The sequence below is a fragment of the Pseudomonadota bacterium genome, from assembly GCA_016719885.1.
Taxonomy (GTDB): domain Bacteria; phylum Pseudomonadota; class Gammaproteobacteria.
Window position 1 is genome coordinate 108,048 of the sequence record JADJYF010000019.1, and the last position, 13,388, is coordinate 121,435.

Annotated in this window: 7 protein-coding genes and 1 pseudogene; 3 read left to right on the forward strand and 5 right to left on the reverse strand. The window is 67.7% G+C overall.

The window, feature by feature from the left end:
- Positions 1–92 precede the first annotated feature (92 nt).
- Positions 93–1,064 carry a magnesium/cobalt transporter CorA gene (gene corA, locus IPM80_19125; protein MBK8960466.1) on the reverse strand — a complete coding sequence of 324 codons (972 nt, stop codon included), beginning with the start codon at positions 1,062–1,064 and terminating at the stop codon, positions 93–95.
- A gap of 1,203 nt (positions 1,065–2,267) precedes the next feature.
- Between corA and IPM80_19130 the strand changes: the two genes are divergently transcribed.
- Positions 2,268–3,905, forward strand: a complete 1,638-nt coding sequence (locus tag IPM80_19130) for a glycosyltransferase family 39 protein (GenBank protein ID MBK8960467.1) — start codon at positions 2,268–2,270, stop codon at positions 3,903–3,905.
- 54 nt (positions 3,906–3,959) lie between these two features.
- Here the strand turns inward: IPM80_19130 and IPM80_19135 are convergent, their stop codons facing one another.
- The 3 genes from IPM80_19135 to IPM80_19145 all read right to left on the reverse strand — a co-directional run bounded on the left by IPM80_19135 (position 3,960) and on the right by IPM80_19145 (position 9,402).
- The gene (locus tag IPM80_19135; protein ID MBK8960468.1) at positions 3,960–7,568 is read right to left on the reverse strand and encodes an FAD-dependent oxidoreductase; all 3,609 of its coding nucleotides are present in this window, start codon (positions 7,566–7,568) and stop codon (positions 3,960–3,962) included.
- A 212-nt stretch (positions 7,569–7,780) separates the two neighbouring features.
- The gene (locus IPM80_19140) at positions 7,781–8,626 is read right to left on the reverse strand and encodes a methyltransferase (GenBank protein MBK8960469.1); all 846 of its coding nucleotides are present in this window, start codon (positions 8,624–8,626) and stop codon (positions 7,781–7,783) included.
- Between the two features lie 122 nt (positions 8,627–8,748).
- The gene (locus tag IPM80_19145; protein MBK8960470.1) at positions 8,749–9,402 is read right to left on the reverse strand and encodes a PilZ domain-containing protein; all 654 of its coding nucleotides are present in this window, start codon (positions 9,400–9,402) and stop codon (positions 8,749–8,751) included.
- Positions 9,403–9,558: 156 nt separating this feature from the next.
- On the opposite strand from IPM80_19145, the gene IPM80_19150 reads away from it, so the two are divergent.
- Positions 9,559–10,776, forward strand: a complete 1,218-nt coding sequence (locus IPM80_19150; protein MBK8960471.1) for a cytochrome P450 — start codon at positions 9,559–9,561, stop codon at positions 10,774–10,776.
- A gap of 92 nt (positions 10,777–10,868) precedes the next feature.
- Here IPM80_19150 and IPM80_19155 read toward each other — a convergent pair.
- A pseudogene (locus IPM80_19155) lies at positions 10,869–12,160 on the reverse strand (homogentisate 1,2-dioxygenase).
- A 110-nt stretch (positions 12,161–12,270) separates the two neighbouring features.
- Here IPM80_19155 and IPM80_19160 point away from each other — a divergent pair.
- Complete coding sequence (locus IPM80_19160; protein MBK8960472.1) at positions 12,271–13,380, forward strand: aromatic ring-hydroxylating dioxygenase subunit alpha; 1,110 nt, start codon at positions 12,271–12,273, stop codon at positions 13,378–13,380.
- The last annotated feature ends 8 nt before the right edge of the window (positions 13,381–13,388 follow it).

Genomic DNA, 13,388 nt, shown 5'->3' on the forward strand with positions numbered 1-13,388 from the left:
TTCATTCGCACATTCGTGGCGTTGCGATGCGCGTGCTTACGTTTTCAATATGCGAATGAATTCGCTCCTACGCGGGAAGGCCGTGCCCGGCCTCAACGCAGCCAGCCCTTGCGCCAGAAATAAATCATCGGCGCCGCCACCGAGGCCGTCATCAGCGCCAGCGCGAAGGGATAGCCCCAACTCTGGTCGAGCTCCGGCATGAAACGGAAATTCATGCCGTAGATGCTCGCGATCAGGGTCGGCGGCAGCAGGGCCACGCTCACCACCGAGAAGATCTTGATGATCTTGTTCTGGTTGATGTTGATGAAGCCGACCGTGGCGTCCATCAGGAAGTTGATCTTGTCGAACAGGTAGGCCGTGTGTGAATCGAGCGAGTCGATGTCGCGCAGCAGCTGGCGCGAGGCTTCGACCTGTTCGGGATTGAGCATGTGACTGCGCAACAGGAAGCTCACCGCGCGCCGCGTGTCCATGACGTTGCGGCGGATGCGGCCGTTCAAATCCTCTTCATGCGCGATGGCCGCCAGCACCTTGCCCGCTTCTTCGTCGCTGACGTCGGTGGTCAGCACCGCCGCGCTGTGGGCTTCGAGATTGTCGTAGATGCCTTCCAGGGCGTCGGCCGAGTACTCGACGTCGGCGTCGTAAAGGCGCAGCAGTACATCGCGGTCGTCGCTGATCAGGGCCGGGATGCGCCGTGCGCGCAGACGCAGCAGGCGGAATACCGGCAGGTCTTCGTCGTGCACCGAGAACAGCACCTGGTTGAACAGGATGAAGGCCACGCGCACGTTGCGCGGATTGTCGTCGTCGTCGATGAGGAAGTCGGAACGGATGTGCAGTTCGCCGTTGTCCTCCTCGTAGAAGCGCGCCGATTCCTCGATGTCCTCGTCGGCCACGTCGTCGGGGATGGTCAGGCCGAAATGGCTGGTGATCCAGGCCTTCTCGGCGTCGGTGGGGGCTTCGAGGTCGACCCAGATCGGGGTCGAGGGCCCGATCTCGAACTGGTCGAGGGGCATTTGCACGAGGCCGCCCTTCAAGCGGCCGTTTTCGAGCGCGAACAGATTCAGCATCGAGGGCTCCAGGGCCTGGCGAGTCAGGCCGCACTGCTTTCGTCTTCCGGATGTGAGCTGGGTTCCCGTCCTGTTCCGGTTCGACGCTGCACCTCGCGGGGTGCGCATGCACTGGAGCAGACGGCTACCGAGGGGGGTAGCAGTCCAATGGAATTCTCCGCTGATGAAGTGGCGCGGATTATGTCATCGCGCGCAAAACTGCGGCAAGCCACCGCGCGCGCCGGTTCACGCCCACGCGGCGCGGCGAACGATGACGGGCCATGGGGGCGGTCGTCGTCTTGCCCTCGCGAGTACGACGCAAGGAATGAGACTTGGTTGGTACCCGAGAGCGTCGATCTGCGTCTAGCATCGCGGTGTATCAATATTTTACGTTTAGGGAAAGGGTAGGGATATGCGGACAGCTCAGCGGACGGCAGCGTGGCTGGGGCGCCCGGGGGGGGGCCGGGGGGGGCGGCGCGGCGCGCGGGCGGGGGGGGTGCCCCGGGGCGGCCGACCGGAGGACCCCGGCGGCCCGGGGCCCCCCCGACAACGGACGGCGCGCGGGCGGGGGGCGCCGCCGGCGCCCCCCCCGCCGGGGGCGGCGCGGGGGCGGCGCCCGACGGCCGGCCGGGGGGGGGGGCGGCGCCGCTCGCCGCCGGCCCCCGGCCCGCGGCCGCGGGGGCCGCCGCCCCCCGCCACCACCCCCCCCACCACGCCGCCGGCGCCGCCGCGCTTGCTGCCCCCCCGGCCGGCGGCACCCCCCTCTGTCCCCCCCCCCCACCCCCACCCCCCTCCCCGTCCCCCTCCCCCCGCGCCGCCAGCGGCCCGGGCTCCCCCACCACGGCCCCCGCGACTGGGCGGGCACCCCCACCCCCGCCCACCCGGGCCGGACCCTGGGACCACCAGACACAGGCCCCCCGGCGGCACACGCGCGGCGCCCCCGCGGGGGCGCCGGCGGGGGGCGGGCGGGGCGGCCGGGGTGGGGGGGGGCGCGGCGGGGCTGGCCCGGCGCCCCGGGTCCCCCGGGCCCGCCCGCGGGGCCCGGCGCCGGGAGGCGTTGGACTGCGCCCGCGCCCCGGATGATCCTGCGCGGATGGCGTCGCCCTGGCGACGCCGTCCGGCCTCGCCGCGGGTCGGGGTGACAGTCGTCGCCCCGCCGCGCCGATAATGCCTCCATCGAATTGAGTGGAGCTGCCCATGCGCCCCTTGGCGTGGACGCGAGGTATGGCCGTTGACGGCGGCAAGGACCCAGGGTCGGCGCCGTGGCCGCGCGCCTATGGCGTGCTGCTCGGCGGTTTGTGCCTGCTCGGCATTGCCTTGCGCCTGTCGTGCATGGTGCGGCCCTACTGGATAGACGAGGCCTGGGTGCTGAACTCGGTCGCGAGCGCCAGCCTCGACGACATGTTCCACTATCGCCATTGGCTGCAGACCACGCCGCCCGGTCTGCTGCTGGTGCTGCGCGGTCTTTACCTGGCGTTGCCCCAACACCTGGATGACCTGCGCTGGCTGTCTGTCGCGAGCGCCGTGGCGACCCTGTTGTCGTTCACCTGGCTGGCGCGCAGCCTGCTCGGGCGCGGCGCCGCCGCGCTGGCCTGCGCGGTGTTCGCCTTGAGTCCGACGCTGGTGCTCTATGCCACCGAGCTCAAGCAATACAGCTTCGACGCGCTGGCCATCACCGTCAGCCTGGTGTGCGGCAGGCTCTACATCGAACAACCCTCGAGCGCACGCCTGTGGCGCTGGACGCTGTGCGCCACGCTCGGTCTCACCCTGTCGTTCAGCGCCGCTTTCAACCTGCCCGCGCTCGCGACGGTGGCGGTGCTGGTGAGCGACGAAGCGCGCTGGCGCACGCGAGTGCGGCGCCTGCTGCCGCACCTCCTGCTGGCCGCCGGCACGCTCGCCTTTGTCTACTTGCGCTACGTGCATCCGCACGCGGGCCTGGAGAGCCTGCGGAAATTCTGGGCGACGGGCTTCCACGCCGCGGACTCGGGCGCCGTGCTGTATTACTGGCGGCATAACGTCGGACTGCTGTTCGACTTCCTGCACATCGATACGACCCGCCTCGCGGTGCTGGTGCCGTGCTTGCTGGCGAGTGCTGGCGGTGTGCTGGGCTTGCTGCTGAGGGCTGGTCCGACGCCGCGCGCCCGCGCGCTCGGCGTGCTTCTGGCCATGCCGGTCTTGGCGACCTTGGTCGCCAACGCGCTGGGCCTGTATCCCCTCGGCCTGTATCGCATGGTGGCGTTTCTGGCGCCGGCGCTGGTGCTGCTGCTCGCGCTGGGCCTGGAATTTCTCTTCGGCTTGCCGCTGCGGCGTTATGTGCGGCGCACCGGCCAGGCTTGCATCGACGGCCTGGGCGCGGTCGCCGCGCTGGTCATGACGGTGCATCTCGCCGCCAGTCTCAACATCGGCTGGTGGGCGCCGAGCCGCGACGGCGGCGCGCTGCTGTGGCGCGCCAACACCGAGATACTGCCGGCACTGGATTACCTGCGCGAGGTCGACGCGCTCGGGCGGCCACTGTTCGTGCACGCGGTCCTCGAGCCGGTGTTTCGCTACTACACGCGCGATGCGCCGCTGCGCGCGCCGGTGAGCTTTGCTGGCAGTGGCTATCCGTGTTGCATTCCCGGTCGGCCGTGGCGCGGCTACCTGCCCGTGCGTGAAGAGGTCAGTGCCGAAGTGGCGGCGCTCGAGAAGCGCCATGGCGGTCGTCCCTTTCACGTGCTGCTGACGGCGCGTCCCAACTGGCCGAGCGACGACTGGGTGGGAGCCTATTCGGCAGAGTTTGCCAAGCGCGGCTGTGCCGTCGCGTGGCGTTACGACAGCTATCGAGTGGTGTTGTTGAGAGTCGTCTGCGGCGCGACGCCGTGACCGCGGGGGCCTGAAGGCCGGGACGCTCGCGCATCCCGGCCCATTGTCGATGGCTCAGGCGCCGCCGCTGCTCAAGAGGTGGTCCAGGTACATGTTGGAAAGCTTCTCCTGCACCGTGTTCTGACGCAGGCGCGCACGCAGATTGGGGAAATCCACGGCGTCCAGCGGCTGATCCTGGTTGTAGCAGGAATACACGAAGCTCTCTTCACCGGTCTTCGGATCGACGTGCTTGCACAGGCACTGCGCGCACACGCCCTTCATCATGCATTGCATCGGCGAGTTGATGGAGCCGATGGCCGCATGGTCGGGTTTCAGGTAGGGCTTCAGCACTTCGAAGCGCGCACGCTTGACCGCCGCCATCATCATGTCCGAACCGATCACGATGACCTCTTCCATGGTCTCGAGCGGCAGCGTCACCTCGCCAAGCTGGCCTTCGGCATAGGCAATCATGGACTGCACCACGTTGCCGACGAAGGAGCGGTCCTGCGCGCGGCGCGGCTTGATCGCTTCGACCTCGGGGCCGGGGTCGACCGACCACACCACGATGTCGGCCGCCGCTTCGATGTCGTCGAGCTTGAACACGTCCTGCGGCTTCTTGTAGCCGGCGAAGTACAGCACCTTGTTGCCGGCCGCGCGCAGCGCCTTGCCGATCGAGAACAGCACGGCGTTGCCGAGACCGCCACCCACCATCAGCACGTTGCTGTTGCGCGGGATGTGGGTCGGCGCGCCGGTCACGCCCATCACCACCAGCGGGTCGCCGGGACGGCAACGCTGCAAGAGGCGTGAGGAGGTGCCCATCTCGAGCGCGATCAGCGACACCAGGCCCTGCTCCTTGTCGACCCACGCGCCGGTCAGCGCCAGGCCTTCCGGCGCCAGCACCGTGCCGTCGACGCGCGGCGCGAACGCTTCCGGGTTCTGCACGCGGTAGAACTGGCCGGGTTCGAACTTGGCGGCCGCCGCCGGCGCATGGGCCACCACTTCGATGATGGTCGGGGTCAGGCGGTTGACCGCCACCACCGTCGCCAGGAAGCTTTCGTCGAGGCGCGCGATGAAACGGTGCAGGTCCACTTCCCGCTGTGGCTGCTCGTCATCCTTCAAGGCCGCGATGTGATCCTTGAACAGGTCGACGATGTAGGGATACCCGTCCTTGGCGCTCGCCATGGCCTTGACCACGTTGCCGGCGTAGACCGGGTGGTTGTCGCCGTAGAACGTCACGTAGCGGCCGTCACGCTCGTAGGAGGTGAAGGGCGAGGGCGCGCCGAGCTTCGGAATCAAGGAACCTTCGACGGCCTTGAGCTTGCCGTCCACCGGCTCGAAGCGGCGGAAGAACTTGCCGTCCAAATCGAAGGTGCCGGGGTGTTCCTGCTCGTAGATGATGTTGGGCGAGGTGCCGGCCGCGACGAACAATGCCTTCAAGGGCAGTTCGATGTCGTCTTCACCCTTGCCGCGTGAGAAGCGCACCGATTTCAGCGCGCCGAACTCGTCGGCGAAGGCTTCTTCGGGATTCATGCCGGTGGCGATGTAGATGCCTTCCTGCAAAGCCTCGTTCACTTCCTCGTGGTTCTGGCGATAGGCCGGCGAGTCGTGAATGCTCTTGCGATAGAACAGCGTCACGCCGCCCCACTGCTTGACCAGCGGCGCGAAGTCCGGCTGTTCGCCGGCCGCCGCCGCGCGCGCACGCTCGGCGCGCACCGCCTGGCCGTGAGCGATGAACTCATCGAGGATGCCGAGCTCTTCCGCATCGTATTTCGCACGCACCGCGTCGACGCCGAGTGAGGCGCACAAGGCCTCGTAGCGATTGAGCGTCTTCTCGACCTGGCGCGGGTAATAGGCCATCACTTCCGTGGCGGTATCGACCGCCGTCAGGCCGCCGCCGATCACGCCGGCCGGCAGGCGCACCTGCAGGTTGGCCAGCGAGCTGTGCTTGGCGGCGCCGGTCAACTGCAGACCCATGAGGAAGTCCGAGGCCTTGCGGATGCCGCGGATGAGGTTGTTCTTGAGCCCGATGATCGAGGGTTTGCCGGCACCGGTCGCCAGCGCGACGTGATCGAAACCGAAGTTCCACGCGTCGTCGAGATTGAGGCTGCCACCGAAACGCACGCCGCCGTAGGCGCGGAAGGTGCGACGGCGCAGCAGGGTGAGATAGATGACCTTGAGGAAGTTCTTGTCCCAGCGCACCGTGATGCCGTACTCGGCGACACCGCCGAAGCCGTTGTTGGTGCGCTTGTCGAGGTCTTCGTAGAGCGTGGCGAAATCGCGCACCGGCTGTGGCGGCGCGGTGGCGGACCCGGTCAGGTAGGCGGGCAGCGGTTCGACCTTGAGCGCGTCGATGCCGACCACCGCGAAACCTTCCTGCAACAGGTAATGGGCGAGCGTGTAGCCGGCCGGCCCCAGGCCCACCACCATGACTTTCTTGCCGTTGTAGGGCGCGAGCTGCGGGCGCTTGACGTTGAGTGGGTTCCAGCGCGTCAGCAGCGCATAGATCTCGAAGCCCCACGGCAGGTTCAGCACATCGGTCAGAACGTTGGTTTCGATCTGCGGAATGTTGACCGGCTCGGTCTTCTGGTAGATGCAGCCCTTCATGCAGTCATTGCAGATGCGGTGACCGGTGCCGGGGCACATCGGGTTGTCGATCACGATCAGGGCCAGCGCGCCGATGTTGTCGCCCTGGCGCTTGACCACGTGCATCTCGGAGATCTTCTCGCCGAGCGGGCAACCGGTGACCGGCACGCCCAGCGCATTGGTCTTGAAGCCACCGTCCTTCTTGTTCGGCATGCCCTTGGAGCAGGTGTCGTTGTCGCGATCGTGGCAATAGATGCAGTGGTCCACTTCGTACAGCACGCGACGCTGGCCGTAACGCGGATCGGTCAACGAGAAACCGTCGCGCCGACGGCGGTGCTTGTCCTCGGCGGCCCACGCCTTGTAACCGCCGCGATCGAATTCGGGGTGATGCACGAGGTGCTGCACATCGGTCTTGGCCGGCTGCTTGAACGACACCCAGGCATTGCTGGCGGCCGGTGCGAAGTTGTCGTCGGCCTGCACGGTGAGGCACCACTGTTCGAGGGCGACGCGCGCGGTTTCGGTCAGCATCTCGTCATCGGCAAGCGCGGACCACGCGGCATGCTGGCGCAACTGGGCGAGGAAGCGCGGGTTCGGCGCGTCCGCACCGAGCAGCGCGGCGGCGCGCGCGGTCAGGTATTCGTCGTCATGCACCAGGCGCGCGCCGTCGCGGGCCGCGTCACGTAGCGCCTGCACCGCACCGGTCAGCGCCGCGCGGTCGAAGCTCGCGACATCGACGCCTTTGTATTTCTTGGCCAAGGGTTCGATGAACTGGTTGCGGAAACCGAGCACGGTCTGGTCTTCGTCGCGGATCATCGCGCCCTGCGCGTCCCATGCCGCCTCGATGCGGAACAGGCGCGCGAGGAATGCGCCGAGATGCGGCGCGGCGTCGGTCAGCACGAAGGAGCGTTCCTCGGGCGTCATGCCTTCGCCCTGGCAGGCGCGGAAGGCTGCGAGGCGCGCGCCGACGCTGGCGTCCCTGTCGGCCAGGTAGGCGTCGAAGGTCGCGGTCAAACGCGCCAGGGCCCGCGGCTCGTAAAGGTCGGCGTAGGTAAAGCCGGGAATGCCGAGGGTGAGGGTGGCCGAGTCCTGGCCGACAGTCATGTCATTCATTATGCAGAGCGCCTGCTGGTTGAATTGAGGAAATATAAAGGGCGCAACAATACGGCAGCGTATGGATGAGCGCAATCAGTAGCGGGCGCCCGCGCCGCTGCCCCCGGGCGGGCCGGCCCCGCGGCGCATGCCCGCGTACATTCGGGGCAGCGCCCGCTCTCGGCAATAAGAAGTGACGTGCGAGTGGCCACACCGCCATCGCGTCAGGGGTATACGACCAGCGTCCTGACCTCGATGCTCTCCCGCGCATGCGCGTCAGGCGGCGCGGCCGGGTTGCGGAAGCCGGTGTGGGGGGTGTAACTCGCCCGTCCGTCGGCGCAGGAATCCCAGTTCTTGAGCAACAGCACCTCGTCGCGCTGCATGTCGCTGGCGTAGTACCAGCGGTGCGCAGGATTGTAGGTCACCGAATAGATTTCGCCGCTATGGCGCGGATGTTCGAGGTCGTCCTCGCCGAAATGATGGATGTCGGTGGCTACGAAGTCGGCGGGGTTGGCGCTGCGCGCATCGCACACCGCCAGCGGTACGTCCTGCACCGGCCCGACTATCGGCCGCCAGACGTTGACCAGCGCCATGCGCTGTCCGCTGTAAGCGGGACGCCCCGCATCGGCGAGGATTTCCCGCGCGCGGCGCGGGCCGGACTGGGGCGTGTAATCGTTGTGCGCGGCGTCGACCGGCATGCGTATGCCGGGCTGCCCCTGCGCGGCGCGCAGCGCGCTGCGCTGGTTGTGATCGAACACCACCACGTCAAGAGCGCCCAGCGCGCGGTGCAGAAGTTGCGCGACCTCGGGGTAGTAGCGGCTGCGCACCAGTGCGTCGTCATAGAAGTCGTCGATGGCCGACGGCGCCGTGAGCAGGGCGAAGCCGGCGCCGTCGAGGGTGGGCGCCTCGCCGAGCGCACGACAGTCGACGATGGTCAGGCGGTGGTGCTCCTGGGCCGGCAAGCGCGAGGGGCGGCCGCTGTTGGGCGGATAGATCAGGCGCTGGGCGCGGCCGCCCTGGGGGACGAGATAGGCGAGCGGGGCGACGACGTCGCCGGCGGTACTGGGCATGGTGGGTACTCCTGCGCGGGCCGTCTCATTGTAGGTGCGAATTCATTCGCACGTTCGGGGACCAGCTCAGGGATGCGCGGCGGCACCGATGGCGTGCGAATGAATTCGCACCGACGGGTGGTCTAGCTGGCCGCGCCGTCGAAGGTGCAACCGTAATGCACGCTGCCGTCATGGGCGTCGCGGCGTCGCACCTGCGCCGCGCATACGCTGCGCTGGCGACCGGGCACCGGCAGCGCCAGCGAGGCGCCGTCGCGCATGAAGGCGTCGGTCGGGGTGTCGACCACGAATCCCACGCCCTTGTCCGACAGGTCGCGCAATTGGAGATCGATCACGCCATCGGCGCTGCCATCGGCATTCAGCACCAGCGCCGACAATGCCGCCTGGCCGGCGCCGGCATTGCGACGCAGGTCTTCACGGCGATTGAAGATGCGGAAGAAATCGGCGGTGGCGTGGTTGCCGAGATCGGGCGCATCGGAGAAAGCGATGGCCACCACGCGCTGCGTGCCGCGCGTCGCGCACAGCACCACGTGGCTGGCGATTTCGGCAGTGCTGCCCATGCCCGGGATGCTGATCGACGTGGTCACCGCCTGGCCGCTGGCGAGGGCCGGCAGGTCCGGGTGATCGAACACCAGGCGCACGCCCTTGAGGCTGACGTTGACGACCTCGGCGGCGGTCCAGTGTCGACCGTCGAGTCCCAGGCTCAAGCTGGGCGCGCCCTGCGGCGGCGGTTCGTGGCGATAGTACTGACGACGATTATTGGTGTTCTTGGTGATCATGCACGCAGCCCTCTGTGGCGTCGCACTTTAACAGATGAGTCCATGCCCTGTGCATCATATTGTGGATTGGTTCGCGGTCTTGGGCCGGATATTGAGCCGAGGGGCGTCGTGCCCTGGGCTGGTGCACGCGTGCCGCGCGCAGGTCAGAATAGCCCCATGACCAGCGCCACGCCCGATGCCGTCCGCGATTTCGATCTGCGCCGCCTGCCGGACAGTTTCTATCTCGACCCTTATCCCACCTTCCATGCCCTGCGCCGCGAGGCGCCGCTCCATCGCTGCCCGGACGGCAGTTGGCTGCTCACCCGTCATGCCGATCTGAACCACGTCTACCGCAATCCGCGCCTGTTCAGCTCGGACAAGCAACAGCAGTTCCGCCCCATGTTCGGCGACAGTCCGCTGTTCGAGCATCACACCACCAGCCTGGTGTTCAACGATCCGCCGCTTCACACCCAGGTGCGCAAGGCCATCGGTGATGCGCTGTCGCCGCGCGTGGTGGCCGCCATGCAGGCCAGTCTCACGAGCCTGGTCGATGGTCTCATCGACGCCATGGCGGTGCGCGGCGAGTGTTGCCTCATGCAGGACTTCGCGTCCGCCATTCCCATCGAAGTGATAGGCAACCTGCTGGCGCTGCGACGCGAGGATCGACAGCCACTGCAGCGCTGGTCCAACGCCATCCTCGGCGCGCTGGAATTCGGCTCCGACAGCGCGCGCCTGGCCGAGGGCAACCAGGCGGTCAATGAATTCGTGGCGTTCCTCGAAGTGCTGATCGCCGAGCGGCGGCGCGACGCGGCCACCGCCGACGACATCGTCAGTCGCCTCATCCGCTGGGAGACGCCCGACTTCCGCCTGAGCGAGTTCCAGATCGTCCACCAGTGCATCTTTCTCTTGAATGCCGGGCACGAGACCACCACCAATCTCATCGGTAACGGCGTGCTGGCGCTGCTCAACCATCCGGCCGAGCTGCGACGGCTGCGCGCGGACCCGACGCTCATCGATGCGACGGTGGAGGAGTGCCTGCGCTACGAGGCGCCGGTGCAGCTCGGCAACCGCACCGTGACGGCGACGACGCGCATCGGCGACGTGGAGCTCGAGCCCGGCACGGTGTTGACGCTCGCCATCGGCGCCGCCAACCGAGACCCGGCGGTGTTCGACGCGCCCGATGTGTTCGACATCACGCGCACGCCCAACCCGCATCTCGCCTTCGGCGCCGGCATCCACACCTGCGCGGGCCTCGCGGTGGCGCGCTTGGAGGCGCGCATCGCGATATCACGCCTGGTCGAACGATTTCCGGCCTTGGCGCTGGCGGGTGAACCACGGCGTGCGCGGCGTGCGCGTTTTCGCGCGCTGGAGGAATTGCCGGTGATCTGCCGTTGAGCATGAGTGTGCGAATGAATTCGCACCTACAGGCGATGCCGACCAATCAATCCTTATCGACCCTGGATGTGCGATTCCAATCGCGCATCCGATCAAACGCCGCTGAACTTGCGCTCCAGCCCCCGCCAACATCCCGCGTAATCGTCTTGCAGGGTCGGCGTGTTCAGCGCCCAGGCCGTCAGCTTGAACACGTAGCGGCTTTCGAACATGAAGGCCATGGTGTGTTGCTGTTTCACCGGCGCGAGGTCGGCCTTGGATGCCGCCTCGAACACGCCCGCTTCCGGCCCATGGGGCACGAAGGCGTTGTGCAAGCTCATGCCGCCCGGTTCGAAGCCGGCCTTCTTGGCATCGTACTGGCCGTGGATGAGGCCCATGAATTCGCTCATCACGTTGCGGTGGAACCACGGCGGACGGAAGGTGTTCTCCGCCACCATCCAGCGCGGCGGGAAGATCACGAAATCGAGATTGGCCACGCCGGCGCCGGCGACGGTGAAGTGAGCACCGTGAATATCGACGGGTCGGGGTGATCGTAGGTGACGGTGTTCATGGCATTGAAGCGCGCGAGCTCGTACTTGAACGGCACCGCCGTGCCGACCCACGCCACCACGTCCAAAGGACAGTGCCCGAGCGCGGTGCTGAACATGCGGCCCTGGAACTTGGTGACGAGTTCGCAGGCCGCGTCGTCATCGCTGAAGTGCGCGACCGGCGTCATGAAGTCGCGGCCGTTCGCATAGCCGTCCGAACCTACCGGCCCGCGTTCGGCGAGGCGCAGGTAAGGACCGTAGTTCTCGCACACGTAACCGCGCGCAGGCCCGTCGACGAGGTCGACCTTGAACTTCATGCCGCGCGGCACCAGCGCGATTTCGCCCGGCGCCACGTCGAGCAGGCCGCACTCGGTGGCGAGCCGCAGCGCACCGCTCTGCGGCACCAGCAGCAGCTCACCGTCGCTGTTCTGGAAGTAGCGCCGTGCCATGTCGCGGTTGGCGCTGTACAGATGCACGCCGACGCCGGCCTGGGTGTGGCAATCGCCATTGGTGGCGACGGTCACGAGCCCATCGACGAAGTCATGGGGTGTGCCGCGCGGCGGCTGTGGGTCCCAGCGCAAGGCCGTCGGTGGGGTCAAGCCTTCGTCACAGGGTGCGGTGCGCAGACCGTCGTGCGCCAAAGGCCGCGGCTGGCCCTGCAGCACCGAGGGCCGGATGCGATAGAACCAGGTGCGACGGTTTTCAGCGCGCGGCGCGGTGAAGGCGGTATAGGTGAACTTCTCGGCGTACAGGCCGAGCGGCGGCTTCTGCGGCGAGAACTGCCCGCGCGGCAGTGCGCCGGGCAGGGCCTCGCTTTCGAACTCGTTGCCAAAGCCGTTGAGGTAGGAAAGTTCGTGCATGGTGGTCGCTCGCTGCTGGCGCGACGGGACGCGCGCGCTCGCGGCTATTATAGGCAGCGTGCGCGGCGACCCGCGTCGGGCCGTCGTTCGTCATCCGGAGAAATTCGTCCATGTCCGACACCGACACCGCAGCGAAGTCCGAAGCCGCCGCGCGCGCGCAACTCGCCGACGCGCGCACGCCGCTGATCCGCAATGCCTGGTACGTGGTGGCCCTCGCCGAGGAAGTCACGCGTACGCCGCTCGGCCGCGACGTCATGGAAACCTCGTTGGTGCTTTACCGCGGCGAGGACGGTCGTGCGGTGGCACTGCAGAACCGCTGCTGTCACCGCTCCTTTCCGCTTGCCCACGGCAGCCTGGAGGGCGACGCCATCCGCTGCGGCTATCACGGCCTGCTGTATGCGCGCGACGGCCGCTGCATCGACATTCCGATGCAGGACAAGATCCCGCCGCGCCTCGGTCTGCGCGCCTACCCGCTCGTCGAGCGCGGGCCGCTGCTGTGGGCGTGGTTCGGCGCGCCGGAGGCCGCCGATGCCAGCCTGTTGCCGCACCCCGCATGGTTGGGCGCGCCGCAGTGGGACATGTACATCGGCTACCTGCCGATTTCCGCCAGCTACGTGCACATGCACGAGAACCTGCTCGATCTCTCGCATCTTTCCTTCCTGCACCCCAAGACCTTCGGCACGCCGGAATACGCGCGCGCGCCGGTGGAACTGGCGGTCAAGGGTGACGATATCCAGGTGTGGCGCCGCGTCGAATGCCAGTTGCCCGACATCTACGCCGTGCCGCTGGCGTGGCAGGGCTGCCGTGCCGAGCGCAGTTCCGGCTCGCGGTTCGTGGCGCCCGGCCTGCACGTCAACACTGGCATCCTGCGCAATCTCGAGCGTCCGGCCGTGGCCGACGATGAGCTGCCCACCATCCGCGTCGCGCAGCTCATCACGCCCATCGACAAGACTCACCTGCATTACTGGTTCGTCGGTTGCCGCAATTTCGCGCGCGGCCGCGCCGACATCGACGACTTCATGCGCAGCGCGCAAATCAAGGCCTTCAGCGAAGACCAGTTCGCGATGGAAGCGATCACGCGCATGCACGCGGTGGACCAGCACGCGCCGCTCGAGGAGATGCACATCCCGACCGACGCCGCCGGGCTCGCCATGCGCCGCGTGCTGCGTGCGCTGGCCAATCGCGAAGCGCGCGACGGCGCTGGTCTTCACGGCGCATAGGCCATACG